The sequence below is a fragment of the Haloarcula sp. S1AR25-4 genome (genome assembly GCF_031624555.1).
GTDB classification, from domain to species: domain Archaea; phylum Halobacteriota; class Halobacteria; order Halobacteriales; family Haloarculaceae; genus Haloarcula; species Haloarcula pellucida.
Map to the genome: position 1 here is coordinate 130476 of NZ_JAMQOR010000002.1, position 15937 is coordinate 146412.

At 65.8% G+C, this 15937-nt stretch carries 18 protein-coding genes and 1 tRNA gene; 10 read left to right on the forward strand and 9 right to left on the reverse strand.

Annotated features, from left to right (window positions below; genetic code table 11):
• Nucleotides 1-26 precede the first annotated feature (26 nt).
• The gene (locus NDI85_RS09305) at nt 27-1025 is read left to right on the forward strand and encodes a phosphate uptake regulator PhoU (protein WP_166971495.1); all 999 of its coding nucleotides are present in this window, start codon (nt 27-29) and stop codon (nt 1023-1025) included.
• On the opposite strand, the gene ppk1 is transcribed toward NDI85_RS09305, so the two are convergent.
• The 3 genes from ppk1 to NDI85_RS09320 form a co-directional block, all read right to left on the reverse strand.
• Complete coding sequence (gene ppk1, locus NDI85_RS09310) at nt 1022-3478, reverse strand: polyphosphate kinase 1 (RefSeq protein WP_310915605.1); 2457 nt, start codon at nt 3476-3478, stop codon at nt 1022-1024. The two genes, NDI85_RS09305 and ppk1, sit on opposite strands and share 4 nt — an antisense overlap.
• Nucleotides 3475-4185, reverse strand: coding sequence for a metallophosphoesterase family protein (locus tag NDI85_RS09315; RefSeq protein WP_310915606.1), 711 nt, complete (start codon nt 4183-4185; stop codon nt 3475-3477). The genes ppk1 and NDI85_RS09315 overlap by 4 nt, the downstream gene beginning before the upstream one ends.
• Nucleotides 4186-4529: 344 nt before the next feature.
• Complete coding sequence (locus tag NDI85_RS09320) at nt 4530-4901, reverse strand: 30S ribosomal protein S8e (protein ID WP_188998534.1); 372 nt, start codon at nt 4899-4901, stop codon at nt 4530-4532.
• A gap of 248 nt (nt 4902-5149) precedes the next feature.
• Here NDI85_RS09320 and NDI85_RS09325 point away from each other — a divergent pair, with 248 nt between their 5' ends.
• The gene (locus NDI85_RS09325; RefSeq protein WP_310915607.1) at nt 5150-5590 is read left to right on the forward strand and encodes a DUF2240 family protein; all 441 of its coding nucleotides are present in this window, start codon (nt 5150-5152) and stop codon (nt 5588-5590) included.
• Nucleotides 5590-5943, forward strand: a complete 354-nt coding sequence (locus NDI85_RS09330; protein WP_310915608.1) for a hypothetical protein — start codon at nt 5590-5592, stop codon at nt 5941-5943. Before NDI85_RS09325 ends, NDI85_RS09330 begins: the two co-directional genes overlap by 1 nt.
• On the opposite strand, the gene NDI85_RS09335 is transcribed toward NDI85_RS09330, so the two are convergent.
• Nucleotides 5944-6426 (reverse strand): hypothetical protein, encoded by a 483-nt coding sequence (locus NDI85_RS09335; protein WP_310915609.1) that lies wholly within the window; start codon nt 6424-6426, stop codon nt 5944-5946.
• 123 nt (nt 6427-6549) lie between these two features.
• Here NDI85_RS09335 and pyrF point away from each other — a divergent pair, with 123 nt between their 5' ends.
• Nucleotides 6550-7425, forward strand: coding sequence for an orotidine-5'-phosphate decarboxylase (gene pyrF / locus NDI85_RS09340; RefSeq protein WP_188998547.1), 876 nt, complete (start codon nt 6550-6552; stop codon nt 7423-7425).
• A 1-nt stretch (nt 7426) separates the two neighbouring features.
• Here the strand turns inward: pyrF and NDI85_RS09345 are convergent, their stop codons facing one another.
• Nucleotides 7427-7627 carry a hypothetical protein gene (locus NDI85_RS09345; protein WP_166971512.1) on the reverse strand — a complete coding sequence of 67 codons (201 nt, stop codon included), beginning with the start codon at nt 7625-7627 and terminating at the stop codon, nt 7427-7429.
• An 84-nt stretch (nt 7628-7711) separates the two neighbouring features.
• Here NDI85_RS09345 and NDI85_RS09350 point away from each other — a divergent pair, with 84 nt between their 5' ends.
• From NDI85_RS09350 to NDI85_RS09360, 3 genes are all read left to right on the forward strand, one after another.
• On the forward strand, nt 7712-8266 hold the full coding sequence (locus NDI85_RS09350; protein ID WP_166971514.1) for a J domain-containing protein: 555 nt from the start codon (nt 7712-7714) through the stop codon (nt 8264-8266).
• A gap of 121 nt (nt 8267-8387) precedes the next feature.
• The gene (locus tag NDI85_RS09355) at nt 8388-9068 is read left to right on the forward strand and encodes a phosphoglycolate phosphatase (protein WP_188998550.1); all 681 of its coding nucleotides are present in this window, start codon (nt 8388-8390) and stop codon (nt 9066-9068) included.
• Between the two features lie 263 nt (nt 9069-9331).
• Nucleotides 9332-10969, forward strand: a complete 1638-nt coding sequence (locus NDI85_RS09360) for a GTPBP1 family GTP-binding protein (protein WP_188998553.1) — start codon at nt 9332-9334, stop codon at nt 10967-10969.
• 112 nt (nt 10970-11081) lie between these two features.
• Here NDI85_RS09360 and NDI85_RS09365 read toward each other — a convergent pair whose 3' ends face one another.
• From NDI85_RS09365 to NDI85_RS09375, 3 genes are read right to left on the reverse strand one after another with little or no spacing between them, the layout of a single operon-like run.
• The gene (locus NDI85_RS09365; protein WP_310915610.1) at nt 11082-11558 is read right to left on the reverse strand and encodes a hypothetical protein; all 477 of its coding nucleotides are present in this window, start codon (nt 11556-11558) and stop codon (nt 11082-11084) included.
• A complete protein-coding gene (mch, locus tag NDI85_RS09370; protein ID WP_188998561.1) occupies nt 11558-12490 on the reverse strand; it encodes a methenyltetrahydromethanopterin cyclohydrolase in 933 nt (310 codons plus the stop codon). The genes NDI85_RS09365 and mch overlap by 1 nt, the downstream gene beginning before the upstream one ends.
• 24 nt (nt 12491-12514) lie before the next feature.
• Complete coding sequence (locus tag NDI85_RS09375; protein WP_188998564.1) at nt 12515-12847, reverse strand: MTH1187 family thiamine-binding protein; 333 nt, start codon at nt 12845-12847, stop codon at nt 12515-12517.
• Between the two features lie 90 nt (nt 12848-12937).
• Between NDI85_RS09375 and NDI85_RS09380 the strand changes: the two genes are divergently transcribed.
• Nucleotides 12938-13489, forward strand: coding sequence for a response regulator (locus NDI85_RS09380; RefSeq protein WP_188998569.1), 552 nt, complete (start codon nt 12938-12940; stop codon nt 13487-13489).
• Nucleotides 13490-13700: 211 nt separating this feature from the next.
• On the opposite strand, the gene NDI85_RS09385 is transcribed toward NDI85_RS09380, so the two are convergent.
• Nucleotides 13701-13772, reverse strand: a tRNA-Gly gene (locus NDI85_RS09385).
• A 298-nt stretch (nt 13773-14070) separates the two neighbouring features.
• Between NDI85_RS09385 and NDI85_RS09390 the strand changes: the two genes are divergently transcribed.
• Complete coding sequence (locus NDI85_RS09390) at nt 14071-14916, forward strand: putative RNA uridine N3 methyltransferase (RefSeq protein ID WP_188998572.1); 846 nt, start codon at nt 14071-14073, stop codon at nt 14914-14916.
• Between the two features lie 4 nt (nt 14917-14920).
• Nucleotides 14921-15937: a 50S ribosomal protein L3 gene (gene rpl3p, locus NDI85_RS09395; protein ID WP_188998575.1), complete on the forward strand. Its 1017-nt coding sequence runs from the start codon at nt 14921-14923 to the stop codon at nt 15935-15937.

The window sequence follows — 15937 nt, forward strand, 5'->3', positions numbered from 1 at the left end:
TCAAAGGGGGGCTGATACGGACGTACATGGAGACCCGCAAGGTGCAGGTGACTGGTGGTTCGACGTACACCGTCTCGCTCCCGAAAGACTGGGCGACAGAGAACGACGTGAGCGCTGGCAGCGTCGTCGAGTTCCACGCCGAAGAGGACCTGTTGTTGCTCGCACCGAAGCGAGACGACGACAGAGTCGAGGGGACGCTTGACGTGGGCGGTCTGGACAACAAACACGAACTCACGCGTGCGGTGATGACGATGTACGTCAGTGGATTCGACGTCATCCGCCTCGAAGCACCACGTATCACCGCCGAACAGCGGCGTATCATCCGGGACGCGACACAGGGGCTCGTGGGGCTGGAAGTCATCGAGGAGACGTCCGACCGCGTCGTGTTACAGGACCTCCTCGACTCCTCGGAACTGTCGGTCCACAACGCCATCACTCGGATGCGGTTGGTCTCGCTGACGATGCTCTCGGACGCCGTCGAGGCGCTCATCGAGGACGACGACGACCTCGCAGCGGACGTGATGCAACGCGACGACGACGTCGACCGCCTCTGGTACATGGTCTCTCGGGTGTTTCGGACGGTCCTCCGGAACCCGACGGCGGCCAACGAGATCGGGTTCCCCCGCGAGACGGTGTTCGACTACCAGTCCAGCGCCCGGCAACTGGAACGCATCGCCGACCACGCGACGAAGATAGCCGGCCTGTCCCAGGAGATCGGCGAGATCACCGGCGAGACGGCCGAGTTGCTCCGACAGCTAGAGCAGGAAGCGACCTCCGTCTCGGAGACGGCGATGGACGCACTCCTCGCTGAGAGTTCCGACGACGCCGTCGAACTGGCGAACGAGGCACGCAGCCAGATACCCAGCGTCGACGAGACGGCCCGGGAAGTCGATACCGACGTCCGAGAACAGGACCCACAGAGCGCCCAGATTCTCGGCCGCGTCGTCGACTCCCTCTCCCGGACGGCCGACTACGGCGGTAACATCGCCGAGAGCGCGCTCCAGAAAGCAGCCCCGCGCCCCTAGTCGTAGAGTCGTTCCAGCAGCGACGCCACGCCGTCTCTCGTTTTCAGGTATCGCCGCTCACCGTCCGGTGTCCGGACGGCGTAGTCGTAGACGTCGCTGTCTGGTCGGTACCACTTCTCAGGATAGCGGTCGAGCGGGTCCGAGAGCAACTGTCCGCCATCGAAACTCTGGACCGGCGCGTCCGTCCGGTCAGCGGACGCCGTCCCCGCGCTTTCGCTCTCGCCACGACTCGCTTGGACGAGGAGGTCGCTGTCGACCGGGTAGTCCGCGAGTATCCCCGTCTCGGCGTCCTCCCGGCGACTCGCTTTCAGCGTCTCACGCATCAGAATCTCCTGCGTGTTGACGACGGCCTCGCCGTCTTTCGGATACTGCTGGTCGTAGCTTCCGTCGGCGTTCATCGTCCAGCGTTTGCGGTTGTCCGCCAGCATGAGCGCCAGTACGAAGCGCAACTGCCGACGAATAGCGGGGTCTTCGACCGGCGTGACCGCCTCGACGCGATAGTCGAGGTTCCGAGTCATCCAGTCGGCGCTCCCGATGTAGTACTCCGGGCCGGTCGTCTCACAGTCCGTGGCGCGTGCGCCGTTCTCGAAGTAGAAGACGCGAGAGTGTTCGAGGAACCGTCCCACGACCGAGTGGACCGTGATGTTCTCGCTGACGTCTTCCAGTCCCGGCCGAAGTCGGCAGATGTCGCGGACGATGAGGTCGATGTCGACCCCCGCCATCGACGCCCGGTACAGTTCTGCGACGATGTCGGGGTCTTCCAGTCCGTTAACCTTCGCCACGATGCGGGCGGGCCGACCGGCCTGTGCGTGTTGGGCCTCCCGTCGGATGCACCGAGTGAACTCGGGTCGCATCGTCACCGGCGCGATGAGTAGTTTCCTGAACTCCTCGTCCAGTCCCGGCCCGGTGAAGAAGTTGAACAGCGTGACGAGGTCCTGCCCGACGTCGCGGTCGGCCGTCAACAGGCCGAGGTCTACGTACCCCTTTGCCGTCTCGGAGTGGTAGTTGCCGGTCCCGACGTGGGAGTAGAGGTTGACGCCGTCCTCGGCGTCGCGGACCACCAGCGCCGTCTTCGTGTGGGTCTTCAGCCCGATGGTGCCGTAGGCCACGTGGATACCGTTTTCCTCTAGTCTACGGACCCATTCGAGGTTGTTCTGCTCGTCGAAGCGGGCCTTCAGTTCGACCATCACGGCCACCTGCTTGCCGTTCTTGGCGGCCTCGATGAGCGACTGGATGATCTGCGAGTCGCTCGCGGTCCGGTAGATCGCCGCCTTCACCGCGAGGACGTCGGGGTCGTTGGCGGCTTCGCTCAGGAACCGCTGGACGGTGTCCCCGAAGTCGTGGTACGGGTGGTGCAACAGGATGTCGCCCTCGTCGATGTCGTCGAAGACGCTCTGGTGGTGGTCGTGTTCGTCGCGTTCGAAGGCCGCGGGTCGGCGGTCCCGAAGCCGTGGGTGTGGCTGTGGCGTCCACGACTCCAGTTTGAGATCCGGTCGTTCGAGGTCCGTCAGCGACGCGAACTCCCGGTAGTCGAGCGGTCCGTCGAGGTCGTATATCTCGCGCTCGTCGAGGTCGAGTTGGTTCCGTAGGGTCGCGCGGATACGCGGGTGCGCGTCGCTCTCTATCTCCATCCTGACGACGCTGGCGAAGCGGCGCTGTTCGAGCACCTCCTCTATCATGTCGATGAGGTCCTCTGCGACCTCCTCGTTGCGCCGGACCTCGGCGTTACGGGTCAGGCGGAACAGCGCCGTGTCCACGATATCGACGTTCGGGAGGAGGAGGTCGAGATTGTGCCGAACCACGTCCTCGACGAGAACGTACCGCGAGTCGTCGCCGAGCTGGACGAGTCGGGGCCGGTTCGGCGGGATCTTGATGCGAGTGAACGTCGGGTCGTCGCTGTCGGGTCGTCGGGTCAACACCGCGAGCGAGAGCGACCGGTTCGAGATGAACGGGAACGGGTGGGCAGGGTCGAACGAGAGCGGCGTCAGCGTCGGCAGGACGGACTCCTCGAAGTACTCACGCATCTCCGTGCGTTCGGCCGCGTTCAGGTCGTCGTAGTCGAGGACGTCGATACCCGCCTCGGCGAGCGCCGGGCGGAGCATCTCGCTGTAGCAGTTGGCCTGTTTGGTGAGCATCGGCCCGAGCGTTTCGTGGGCTTCCGCCCACTGTTCTTTCGGAGTCCGTCCGTCGGCCGTTCGCTCGGTGACGCCCGCCTCCACCTGTTGTTTCAGGCCGCCGATGCGCTTCATGACGAACTCGTCCAGATTCCGGGTGACGATAGAGAGAAACCGAACTCGCTCTAAGAGCGGGTTCCGGTCGTCGAGGGCCTCGTGGAGCACCCGGCGCTGGAAGGCGAGTTCGCTCAGTTCGCGATTGAGGTACAGGTCCGGGTCCGAGAGATCGACGCTAGCTGGCTCGTACGGCGAGATGTCGAGAGTTTCCTCCGCTGTCATTGATCTGTCGGCGACGCAAGTCGTGGCTCCACGATGCTGTCAGACGAGCGCGAGACGTACGTCTCCGGCGGGTCGACCGAGATCAGTTCGTCGGCGCGGTAGTCGTATGCGGTCAACTGCCCGCCGTAGACGCACCCGGTGTCGAGTCCGACGGCGTAGTCGCTGACGAACGGATCGGCGAGGACGGTGTGGCCGAAGAACACGCGCGGGGTCTCCCGCCGCGTCTCGAACCAGTACGGTCGCTCGTAACTCGCGTCGGGAACGAGCGAGCGGTTGTTCAGCAGTTCGGTTAGGGAGTGTTCGACCAGCGGTTTCCGGTGGTCGACGCCGCCGTGGACCACGAGTGTGTCGTCCCACGAGACGGCCGCAGGCATCGACTCGACGTACGCCACGTCGTCGTCGGTGAGCGCGTCGATGGTCTTGCGACCGTCGACGAGTTTCTGCTCGTTGTTGCCCCGAACGCTGACGAGGTTCGGACGGTCGCGGACGATATCGAGGACGCCCTTGCTGTCCGGTCCCTTCCTGACGAGGTCACCGACGAAGACGACGAGGTCGTCGAGATCCGGGTCGAGTTCGTCGAGCAACTGCTCCAGCGTTCCTCGACAGCCGTGAACGTCGCCGACGACGTAGATGTCGTCCCACTGGCCGCTGTCGATGCGTCGGTGCGAGGCGTCGATGGTCGGGTTCAGTGTCGGTTGCAGTACCATGTGCGAGTAGCCACCGCTTGGGTTGGCCTTACCAGTCAGGACGGTGGATCCCAGTTAGATGCTTTATAATAGCCGTATATATCGGTACGTACCACTACCGTGTCCACGGCAGCACTCGCTGTGACCGCGTGGTACCCGCCCTAGCTCTTTATCATGACCGATTGTGTAGTTCTCGGTGACGTGCTGTTGGCACCCAACCAGCCACTACTTCGTCAGTCGATTCGAGCACGTCACCTCGACGGCGGCCCTGCACCAGCCGCCGTCAACGGTTCGCAGCGCGAGGACTCTCCTGACGTACCAGTCGGTATCGGGCCGTCGGATGCGGGAGAATGCTCGGAGAGTGGTTACTCGACGAGAACAGCGTTGACCTGTCCGTCCTGCCCGGGGCGGGAGGTGACGCGGGCCTCGCCTTCGGAGGTCTCGACGATAGCGCCCTTCGTGATGATGTTTCGGCGGGCGTAGTTCGGGTTCGACGGGTTCTCGACGACGTTCTCGATGGTCGCCTCGATGGTCTCGGCGCCGTCGGCGACGCTCGCGACGTCGGTCGTGACCGCACGGACCTTCTGCGTGTTGCCGCGGGAGTCGACGACCTTCAGTTTCTGGTCGCCGACCTGCGTCTCGGTCGGCTCACGGCCGAGTTCGTGCTTTTTCTTCTTGTGGTTCGGGCGTCGTCGACCGCCTGTGCGCTTGCGAGGGGAGCGTCCCTGGTCTTTCATACCCGATTCATAAACCAGCGGCTACTTGAACCGTTCGATGACCGGCCGGGGTGTGTAGCTATATGACGGGCGTTCTGAGTCCGCATCGGCGCTGGGCCAACGGCCGTCTATAGTAGCCATTGAAAATCAATGCACACCCGACCGCACGACGGCGGTGCGGTCGGTGTGTGAATCGTTTCAATTGTTACTATAGGGTGAGAGAGCAGTGATCGTAATCGTTACCCGGGGGCGAGACGGTTACCCGAACGATGAGTCTGAAGACGGCCGTGGCCGCGCCGTTCCGTCAGCGGGGGACCGACCGGATGGCCGAGAGTGAGTTCGTCGTCGCCCTGTCGCTCGACCGGAACTGGTTCTCGCCGGATCAGGCGAAGTCGCTGGTCGACGTCGCGGCGAGCGAGGGCCTCGTCGAACGCGAGGACGACGCCCTCGTCGTCACGTTCGACGCCGGCAACGTCGAGATTCCGGACGGCTTCGCCCCGGGGGAAGCGGTCCTCCAGTCACGCTCGACGTTCGAACGAGTGTTAGACGCCGTCGTCGAGAGCGGCGTCGAAAAGCAGACGGCCGTCGCCGGGATCAACTCGCTGCAGTCGACCCTCGGCGTGACGCTGGAGGCCGCGGCGGTCGTCTACGCCCGCAGCGAGGGCGTCACCGTAGAGAGCATCGCCGCAGAGGCGCGGGAGGAAATCTGATGGTCGACGATCGCATCACCGACGGGAAACGCATCGGCCAGTTGCTCGCCTCGGAGGTGACCGGACTGGAACGGGGTGCGCTCGGGACGCTGTCGGTGGTCGACGCCGACCCGGACGTGGACCCGACACCGGGTGGCGCCTTCGCCTTCGGGATCGAGGCCGACGGAACTCGCCTCGGCGAGGTCCACGTCACGCCCGAGACGGCACGCCTGACGCTGACCGAACCAGTGACCGTCGACGTAGGCCGCGAGGACGTCACGGTCGAAGCAGCGGACGACGGGGCCGTCGTCGTCGCACACAGCGGCGCCGCAGTCAAAGCGCTCGTCGACGTCCTCGCCGACCGACTCGGGTAGTCAGTTCGACCCCGGTTCCGCCAGCGTTTCGGCCGTCCATGCGACGAACCCGGTGAGTATCAGCGCCGACCCGACGAAGGTCATCGTCGCCGCCGTCGCGAGCACCACGGTCTTGAGTCCGAGTGGCGAGCCAAGAACCATCACTATCGGAGCGAGCGTGATACAGAACGTGCCGATAGCGACGGCTTGGCGTTGTTTAGTCGAGAGGTCGACACCGATGTGAAACCACGAGTCCGACGCGGGTTCCCGTGCTGCGAGGCCGAGGCAGAAGAGCGGGACCCCGACGAAGACGAGCGTGGCAGCGACCGCGTTCGACCAGAACGCAGACGTACCAGAGGTCGGTGCCAGAGAGAGCACCGCACCGACGGCGAGCAGTCCGACGCCGCCGACGAGTCCGAACGGCCGTAACCGGGGGTCCTCGAGTGCCTGCCACAGGTCCGGGAGCGTCTCCGCGACGTGCCCGACATCGAGGGATCGATCCATAGCTACCGTTCCACGTCCGGTATGAAATAGACGCGGGGTCTGATTCTCAACGTTGATTTTAGAAGACGCCGGTCGCGGCGGCAGAGGGAAACGCTTGTATCCGTCGCCGTCGGCGCGGTACCTATGCACTTCTTCGACCGCCTCCACGACCGCATCGTGGCCGCGGATAGCGTCGTCTCGGTGGGACTGGACCCGGACCCGGACCGCCTGCCCGAGGCGGTACAGGACGCCGACCTGCCGCGCTGGCAGTTCAACCGCCGAATCATCGACGCGACCCACGAACACGCCGCCTGCTACAAACCCAACGCGGCGTTCTACGAGGACCCCGACGGCTGGCGGGCGCTTCGGGAGACCATCGCGTACGCCCACGGCAAGGACGTCCCGGTCCTGCTGGACGCCAAACGGGGCGACATCGGGAACACGGCCCGGCAGTACGCGACGATTCTGGACGAGGACCACGGTCCCGCCGCCGACGCCATCACGGTCAACCCGTTCCTCGGCCGGGACTCGCTGGAACCGTTCCTCCAGCACGAGGACAAGGGCGTGTTCGTCCTCGGACGCACTTCGAACCCCGGCGGCGCCGACCTGCAGGACCTCGAACTGGCCTCCGGCGAGAAACTGTACGAGCGCGTCGTCCACCTCGCGGACCGCTGGAACGACAACGGGAACGTCGGCCTCGTCGTCGGCGCTACCGCACCGGAAGAACTCGAGGAGATACGTGAACTCGTCCCCGACATCCCGTTTCTCGTCCCCGGTGTCGGCGCGCAGGGCGGCGACGCCGAGGCCGCCGTGGAGTACGGACTGGCCGACGGCGTCGGCCTCGTGAACTCCTCGCGGGGTATCATCTTCGCCGGCGAAGATAGCGAGGCGCGACGCGCCTCGGACAGTCGAGCGACGGGGCCGGGAGACGCCGCCGGCCGCGGGTCGCCCGAGCAGTTCTTCGAAGCGGCTGGCCAGTCGGCGAAGCGACTCAAGGCCCAACTCAACCAGTACCGGTAGCTCAGAACCGGTAGGTGTCGACGCCGTCCGGCAGGTTCTCGGGGTCGGTTCGCTCGCCCGGTTTTCCGGCCTCGACGCTACACTCGACGCACAGTCCTGTAGTCTCGTCCCAGTGGCGGTCACAGACGAGTCGGCCACAACGGTCACAGCCGTGGTCGACGTCGGGCCGGTCACACAGGTCACAGAGCCCGGAGACGCTCATGCTACACTCTAGCACGCTCGGAGTCTTGAACGCTTGGGGGCGACAGGCGAGACGCTTACAGTCCTGTGGACCGAACCACGATTCGTGCAGTACGACCGGCTCATCACGGGCGTCGCCGCGGTGTTCGCGGTACTGACAGCGGTGCTGACGGTGGTGGGGATACTGGTGAACCCGGCCGTGCTCTTTCTGGCCCTGATGTTCGCTGTCTCCACGTACGTCATGTACTACCATCTAAGCGGCAAGATGGCCGCTAACCTCTACGAACGAGTCGAACGGCGCGCTGCCACACAGTCCCGCGGGAGTCGTCGAGGCGGGTTCGGTGCCGGGCCGCGCGAGGAGTGGACCCCGCCGAGGGACGGCCGACGTGCAGACGGGTTCGGTCGACGCGCTCAGCAGGCCCGACAGCAGCAGCGTCGACAGCGGACCCAGCAACGCCAGCACCGTCGCGTCCGCCAGTCGAGCGGCCCCAGTCCGTCGGAGGCCTACGACCGCCTCGGACTAGACCCCAGCGCGGACGAGCAAGCGGTCAAGCAGGCCTACCGAGAACGTGTCAAAGAGGTCCATCCCGACACAGACACCGGGAGCGAGGCCGAGTTTAAACGGGTCAAAGCCGCCTACGAGAGGCTGACCGACGACTGATACGGGTGGTTGTAACTGTGTCCCGGCGGTTCGCCGAACCGGTCGGGAGACCCCCCCGGTCGTGACCGACGCCAACCCGTGTAATCGCAACGGCCAAACCGCCTCGGGCGTCAGTTGGCGTATGTCCGAGACGCCGCCGTTGCTCGTCGACATCGACGGGACGCTCACCGACGAGTCACGCGCCATCGACCCGCGCGTGTTCCCCGTGTTACGCGAGTGGCCCGAAACCGTCGTTATCGCCACCGGGAAGGCGATGCCGTTCCCCATCGCGCTCTGTGAGTTCCTCGGCATCGAACGCACCGTCGTCGCGGAGAACGGCGGCGTGGTGTTCGTCGAGGCGACCGACGAACTCCAGTTGCGCGGCGACCACGAGGCGAGTCTCGCCGTCGCGGAAGCCTACCGCGAACTGGGACACGAACTCGGCTTCGGGGCCGTCGATCTGGCGAACCGCTGGCGCGAGACGGAGATCGTCGTCAGTCTGAACCAACCGCTCGAGCCACTGGAGCGGGTGGCCGAGGAGTTCGGCCTCGTCGTCCTCGACACCGGATTCGCGTATCACGTCACCGACCCGAGCGTGGACAAGGGGACGGGACTGGCGGCCATCTGTGCGGAACTGGAGATGGACCCGTCGTCGTTCCTCGCCGTCGGCGACTCCGAGAACGACGCCGAGGCGTTCGACGTGGCCGGGGAGGCCATCGCCGTGGCCAACGCTGACGAGACGGCGAAGGCGCGAGCCGACCGGGTGACCGAAGCCCGGTACGCCGACGGGTTTCTCGAAGCCGTCGCTCCGTACCGCCCGTAGCGGCCTTCAGGGGCGAACTGGCGACACCCGGAAATCGTCGGAGTCGTCACGGGAGTCCCCCGCTACCGTCCGCACGAGTGGGTGTCGCGCGCCCGCGAGTTCCGTGCGGCGAGTCTGGGCACGGCCCGGGCATCGTTCCGTACACGTACATAAATCCTCGGGCGAAACTATTGTGAGAGACAGACCCATTCACCCGCCAAAACACCGGTAAGCGGCCCCAAACCCGGGGAAGGCTTTTATCTCGTCCTCCGTTACGGACTCGCATGAGCCCCGACCGGGCTGTCCTCCGGCGCGCGCTGGAGCGCGGCGAACAGGAGGGCGGCAGCGTCGAGTTCAAAGAACGGCTCACAGAGGATCTGCACCTCTCGGAGGGCCGGCTCGAATCCCTGACTGCGCAACTTCGCCACCGCGTCCTCTCGGGCGACGGTGAAGCGACCTACGTCGTCGGCGTCACCGACGACGGCGGCCTCGCCGGGATCGCTCCCGAGGAGTTCTCTGAGTCGATGGACGTGTTGAGCCTACTGGCCGAGGAGGCCGGTGCCCACATCGAAGACGTCCAGACGTGGGGCACAGACGGCGTCCCGGAGACGAACTCGGCAGGCGGTGGTGACGGGCCAGAAGGCATCGTCGGGGTCGCCACCGTCAGAGAGGGCGCCGTTCTCGAAGACGACGACCACATCGTCGTCGGGACCGCCGGTCACGTCGACCACGGCAAGTCCACGCTCGTCGGGTCGCTCGTCACCGGCGAGGCCGACGACGGCGAGGGTAACACGCGCGGCTTCCTCGACGTCCAGCCCCACGAGGTCGAACGCGGCCTCTCGGCGGACCTCTCCTATGGCGTCTACGGCTTCGACGAGGACGGACCGGTCCGGATGGACAACCCACATCGGAAAAGTGACCGCGCACGCGTCGTAGAGGAGTCCGACCGACTGGTGTCGTTCGTCGACACGGTCGGCCACGAACCGTGGCTCCGGACGACGATCCGCGGACTGGTCGGCCAGAAACTCGATTATGGCCTGCTTACCGTCGCGGCAGACGACGGCGTGACCGACACGACCCGGGAGCACCTAGGCATCTTGCTGGCGACTGACCTCCCGACTATCGTCGCCATCACCAAGGTCGACCTCGTCCCCGACGAACGAGTGACCGAGGTCGAGCGAAGCGTCGAGCGAGCGCTCCGCGATGTCGACAAGACGCCACTCCGGGTCGAGCGCCACGGCATCGAGGCCGCTATCGAGGAGATATCCGAGACCGTCGTCCCAGTCGTGACGACGAGTGCCGTCACACAGGCGGGCCTCGACGCCCTCGACGCGATGTTCGAGGCGCTCCCGAAGACGGCCGGCGAAGTCGGTGAGTTCCGGATGTACGTCGACCGCACGTACAACGTACAGGGCGTCGGCGCCGTCGCGTCGGGCACGATCAAGTCCGGCGAGGTCGAAGCCGGCGACGAACTCCTGTTAGGACCGATGCAGGACGGGACCTTCCGCGAGGTAGAAGTCCGATCCATCGAGATGCACTACTACCGGGTCGACGAGGCCAAAGCGGGCCGCATCGTCGGTATCGCACTCAAAGGCGTCCGCGAGGCGGACATCGAACGCGGGATGGTTTTACTCCCGCGGGACGCCGACCCGACGCCCGTCCGCGAGTTCGAGGCCGAAGTGATGGTGCTGAACCACCCGACACGCATCGGCGACGGCTACGAACCGGTCGTCCACCTCGAAACGGTCAGTGAAGCGGCGGCGTTCCACCCTGAAGACGGCCAACTCCTCCCCGGCGACGCCGGCGAGACCACCGTCGAGTTCAAGTTCCGGTCGTACCTCGTCGAGGAGGGCCAGAAGTTCGTCTTCCGCGAAGGGCGGTCGAAAGGCGTCGGCACCGTCACCGATATCGTCACAGACTGACTCCGTTAGGTACGACGCCGTTATCCGTCGGTCGTTTTCGCCGTGGCGTGGATATGCACGTCGTCGGCGCGAGCGGACGCTGGTCTGTCCGCCCCAGATGCCCGACGGGACACTACGGTGCCTCGAAGCCTGCGTCCGTGTGCCGTGCCACCCCGAACACTGCCGCCCACGCCAGCAGGTGTTCGACCCGCGTGCGCCAGACGGGTTCCCAGTTGGCGCGGCGTTCGCGCTCCCATCGGGGGACGATGTTCCGGACGGCTTCGAAGACGTCGTCGGCCGTTCGTGGGTCGGTGCCGAGTACGTCCAGTACCTCGGCGGCGCCGAAGACGTTCTCTCGGAACGCCGCCGCCAGCGTGTCTCGCTCCAGAGCAGTCCGCGTCCGGTAGTACCCTCTGTCGCTCTCTTCGACGAGGCCCAGCGCTCGCAGAAACGTCAGGTACTCGCGGGCCGTCTCGCGGTCCGGGACGTCTGTCGTCCGCTGGATAGCCCGACAGCAGTCCGCCTCGTCGTCCGGGACAAGCGGAATCGCCGCCCGCGCGTCCGCGAGAAACGATAGCGACCGCGCCGGCGGGGCCACCTTGTACCGCATCAGAGCCCGAAGCTCTCGGCCAACACGTCCTCGCGGGTCTCACCGACGACGTGTGTCTCGCCGCCGACGACGTCGATCGTGACCTGTGCCGGCCCGAACAGCCCCACGGGGAGGTCGGCGAAGTCCCAGTCGGCGTCCTCGAAGACGGCCGCCAGCGGTTCACCGTACTCGGCCCCTGCCACGGAGGCCACCTCCTCGAACCGGTCGAACGACTCGTCGACGGTGAGGTGGACTTCGCCGCCGTAGGCCAGTGCGTCCGTCGTCCGGGCCATCGCCGTCGCCTCGTCGCCGGCGACGGGTGCCACGGGGGCGCGTGCGTTCGCCGAGAGCACCGAGACGGGATCGAAGCCAAGTTCGGCCAGCCGGAAGACGGCCAGTTCGGCCGCGCGGGCGGCGGCGGCGACGCTCCCGGTGACACTCGCCGTCGAGAACGCCGGGAGGAACACACCCGTCTCGGGGACGCCGGTACGCTCTGCGACCTGTGCAGCGACGGCTTCGTCGGGCAGTTGGTCCGTCTCGACGGCGAGGACCGCGAAGTCGGCCTCCTCTCGATACCCGATACGTTGGAACGCCTCCTCCTCGGCGACCAGCGCGCGGGCCGGGCCGCTTCCGAGGCCCTCGAAGCCGTCGGCCGAGAGCTCCCAGCCACCCTTCTGCGAACACAGCAGGGCCAGCGCCGGGTGGTCAGTCGAGAGTTCGACGTGTGTCAGCGGCGCGCCGGCGACGGTGTCCATCGTCGACTGGACCGTCGCCAGCCCAGCGGTCTGTATCTCTGCGAGCACCATCCCCGCCTCGACGGCACCGGGGACGTCGACGCCGAAGTCGAGCACCGCGGCGTCGCCAGAGAGTGCGTGTACGTCTATCGTGAGTTCGTCGGCGAAGTCGATGGCCTCGTCGACGAGTTCCGTGGCCATCCGATTGAGGCTGTCCATACGCCGCCTTTGGCAGCCTGCCTTTTAATCTCCACCTTCGGACCGCTCGCTTCGCGCCGCCCGCCCCAGTTGCGATTCGACGGCGTCGACCTTCTCGCTCGCACGCTGGTCGACGCCGCGCTTGTCGTCTATCTTCAGGAACGTCTCGACGCGGTCGGACTGCGCGCCGACGGCCTCGTGTGCGGCGTGGGCCGCCGCGAACAGTTCCTCGCTGTCCTCGGCCTCGATGATTGTCCCCATCGGCGTCGTCTCGTACTCGACGTCGAACGCCTCTAAGGCCGCGACGGCGTCGGCGACGTAGGGAGCCATGCTCTCTTCGACGACCGGTGCGACGGACAGGAACCCGATACAGGTCATACGTGACAATCAAGTAGGGGACACCCTAACAGTGGCGTTCGCGACCTCGCACCTAGATTTATTATACAGCCGACAGAAAAAACCACTGTCGTGAGCGATACCCGCCCAACTGTCCTCGTCGTCGAGGACGACACCCCTCTCCGTGAGACCTACGCCCGCGTCCTCTCACAGTCCTACGACGTGTCGACCGCCGCGACTGCAGCGATGGCTATCGACCGTCTCGGAGACGGGACCGACATCCTCCTCCTCGACCGCGCACTCCCCGACGCCGACGGCGAAGACGTCCTCCGAGAGGTTCAGGCCCGAAACTACCACTGCTACGTCGCGATGGTCACCGCCGTCGAGCCCGATTTCGAGATCATCGACATGGGCGTCGACGACTACCTCGTCAAACCGGTGACCACCGATGCGATTCGAGACGCCGTCGAACGACTGCTGTCGCTGGCCGAATACGACGAGACCTACAGGGAGCTGAGTCAGAAGCGCGTGAAACGCAACGTCCTCGAACAGGAGAAAGCACCGCCGGAACTCGGCGAAAGCGAGGAGTTCCGCCGCCTGCAGGCGGACATCGAGCGTTTAGAAGCCCAACTCGAAGAGATAGCCGACAAGTGTGCGGACGTAGAACGCGAACTAGAACAGTAGGCACGCGGGACCGGCGCTCGCGTGATGGCACGTAGCGCGACCGCTCATCGGTTGGAATTTGGAGAGATACGCTGGCTGGGATTTGAACCGAAATCAGACGTGCTCGCTTCGCTGCGCGCGACTGATAGGCTTCAAACCAGTGCGATTTCACGGCTCACCGGATGACGAGCACACGCCACGCGGTGCTCACCGAGATAGTTCGTCGAAGAAATGCGCTGGCTGGGATTTGAACCCAGGTTGTGACCATGGCAAGGTCACGTGATACCAACTACACTACCAGCGCCCAGCGTGGCGCACCGCGCCTCTCTGCATTCTAATCTGGTGGGGGTGATAGTAAAAAGCCTTCCGTTTTCCGAGCCCAATCGTGGGACGTGAGGGCATTCGGCGCATACATTTCCCGGGAGTGAATAGCACGCCACGACCTTTCGGAACCGGCAAGGCCCGTGCAGGCGGTTCACGGGCGAGGGGCTGTGACGGGCCGTGTGAACGCGTCTCAACGCGTGCCCGAAGCGGGGTCTTTTTACGGTAGGGGCGGAGAAGTATCGGCACAGTCTAGTGGCGTGACGTGGAAGCGTCACGGCATGACGACCAGCGTACTCGTGCCGTCTTCCCTCACACGGGAAGCCGAAGACCGCCGCGAGGCGACTCGCAAACTCGGATACGTGGCCCGCGCGGCCACGGTGTTCCGGGTCGACCGGCTGACAGTGTTCCCCGACCCAGACGGGGCGGGAAAGTGGGAAGACGGGTTCGTCGAAACCGTCCTGCGGTACGCCGCGACGCCCCCGCACCTCCGAAAGGAGATGTGGGGCAAGCGGGACGAACTAGAGTACGTCGGCGTCCTGCCGCCGCTCCGCGTGCGTTCACAGACCGGCTCCGGATCTGAGGGTTCGGGGTCGTTAAGACAGGGAATCGTGACCGAGGTCGGAGCTGATGGGCGCGTCCGGGTCAATTGCGGCATGCAACACCCGATCTCCCTCCCCGTTCCAGACGGTCTGGACGTGGGTCAGGGGGAGCGCGTGACCGTCAGGGTCTCTTCGCGACGGCCGGTCCGGGCGAAACTCGTCGACCACCCCACGCCGGGGTTCGACGTCGTTTCCGCGGACCTCGATGCAGCACTCTCGCGTGACGACGCCGGGCTCACCATCGCCTCTTCGAGGTACGGAGAGCCGGCAACGACACACCGTCTCGGCCGTCTGGCCGAGCGACGGGACGCCGAGGGCGGCATGACAGTCGCCTTCGGAGCCCCCGAGCGTGGGTTACCGTCGATACTCGACGTGGACCCGGGCTCCGTCGGACGAGACCAGACAGACGACGACCCCACAGGGTTCGACCTCTGGCTGAATACGGTTCCGAACCAGGGCAGCGAGGTCGTGCGAACGGAAGAAGCACTGTTCGCCTCCCTCGCCTGTCTAACCCTCACGGAGTAAACGTATGCCACAATCAAGCAGACCACGCAAAGGCTCGCTGGGCTTCGGCCCGCGCAAGCGCTCGACGAGCGAGACGCCGCGCTTCAACAGCTGGCCGTCCGACGACGGCCAGCCCGGCGTTCAAGGGTTCGCCGGCTACAAGGCGGGCATGACTCACGTCGTGCTCGTCAACGACGAACCCAACTCCCCACGCGAGGGGATGGAAGAGACCGTCCCGGTGACGGTCGTCGAGACGCCGCCGATGCGCGCCGTCGCCCTGCGAGCGTACGAAGATACGCCGTACGGCAAGCGTCCGCTGACGGAGGTCTGGACGGACGAGTTCCACGGGGAACTCGACCGGACACTGAACCTGCCGGAGGACCACGACCCGGACGCTGCAGAGGAACAGGTACGCGACGCACTCGAGGCCGGAACCCTCGGGGACGTGCGTCTCATCACGCACACCGTCCCCGACGCCGTCCCGAGCGTCCCGAAGAAAAAGCCCGACGTGATGGAGACTCGCGTCGGCGGTGGTTCCCTCGAGGACCGCCTCAGTCACGCCCTCGAACTCGTCGCAGACGGCGGCGAGCACTCGATGAACGACGTCTTCCGCGCCGGCGAGTACGCCGACGTGGCTGGCGTCACGAAGGGTAAAGGGACCCAGGGTCCCGTCAAGCGCTGGGGCGTCCAGAAGCGGAAGGGCAAGCACGCCCGGCAGGGTTGGCGGCGCCGAATCGGTAACCTCGGCCCGTGGAACCCCTCCCGCGTGCGCTCGACGGTCCCCCAGCAGGGGCAGACCGGCTACCACCAGCGCACGGAACTGAACAAGCGCCTCATCGACATCGGCGAGGGCGACGACGCGACCGTCGACGGTGGCTTCGTCAACTACGGCGAGGTCGACGGCCCCTACACGCTCGTGAAGGGGTCGGTGCCCGGTCCGGACAAGCGTCTGGTTCGCTTCCGGCCCGCGGTGCGTCCGAACGACCAGCCGCGCCTCGACCCCGAGGTGCGCTACGTCTCCACAGAATCGAACCAGGGATAA

Bases quoted from the DNA above. Each gene is read 5' to 3' on its own strand.
- NDI85_RS09315 (WP_310915606.1), bottom strand. From the start codon at position 4,185: ATGGTACTGCAACCGACACTGAACCCGACCATCGACGCCTCGCACCGA.
- rpl3p (WP_188998575.1), top strand. From the start codon at position 14,921: ATGCCACAATCAAGCAGACCACGCAAAGGCTCGCTGGGCTTCGGCCCG.
- NDI85_RS09365 (WP_310915610.1), bottom strand. From the start codon at position 11,558: ATGCGGTACAAGGTGGCCCCGCCGGCGCGGTCGCTATCGTTTCTCGCG.
- NDI85_RS09320 (WP_188998534.1), bottom strand. From the start codon at position 4,901: ATGAAAGACCAGGGACGCTCCCCTCGCAAGCGCACAGGCGGTCGACGA.
- NDI85_RS09375 (WP_188998564.1), bottom strand. From the start codon at position 12,847: ATGACCTGTATCGGGTTCCTGTCCGTCGCACCGGTCGTCGAAGAGAGC.
- NDI85_RS09335 (WP_310915609.1), bottom strand. From the start codon at position 6,426: ATGGATCGATCCCTCGATGTCGGGCACGTCGCGGAGACGCTCCCGGAC.
- NDI85_RS09360 (WP_188998553.1), top strand. From the start codon at position 9,332: ATGAGCCCCGACCGGGCTGTCCTCCGGCGCGCGCTGGAGCGCGGCGAA.
- NDI85_RS09305 (WP_166971495.1), top strand. From the start codon at position 27: ATGGAGACCCGCAAGGTGCAGGTGACTGGTGGTTCGACGTACACCGTC.
- ppk1 (WP_310915605.1), bottom strand. From the start codon at position 3,478: ATGACAGCGGAGGAAACTCTCGACATCTCGCCGTACGAGCCAGCTAGC.
- NDI85_RS09330 (WP_310915608.1), top strand. From the start codon at position 5,590: ATGGTCGACGATCGCATCACCGACGGGAAACGCATCGGCCAGTTGCTC.
- NDI85_RS09355 (WP_188998550.1), top strand. From the start codon at position 8,388: ATGTCCGAGACGCCGCCGTTGCTCGTCGACATCGACGGGACGCTCACC.
- mch (WP_188998561.1), bottom strand. From the start codon at position 12,490: ATGGACAGCCTCAATCGGATGGCCACGGAACTCGTCGACGAGGCCATC.
- NDI85_RS09345 (WP_166971512.1), bottom strand. From the start codon at position 7,627: ATGAGCGTCTCCGGGCTCTGTGACCTGTGTGACCGGCCCGACGTCGAC.
- pyrF (WP_188998547.1), top strand. From the start codon at position 6,550: ATGCACTTCTTCGACCGCCTCCACGACCGCATCGTGGCCGCGGATAGC.
- NDI85_RS09325 (WP_310915607.1), top strand. From the start codon at position 5,150: ATGAGTCTGAAGACGGCCGTGGCCGCGCCGTTCCGTCAGCGGGGGACC.
- NDI85_RS09390 (WP_188998572.1), top strand. From the start codon at position 14,071: ATGACGACCAGCGTACTCGTGCCGTCTTCCCTCACACGGGAAGCCGAA.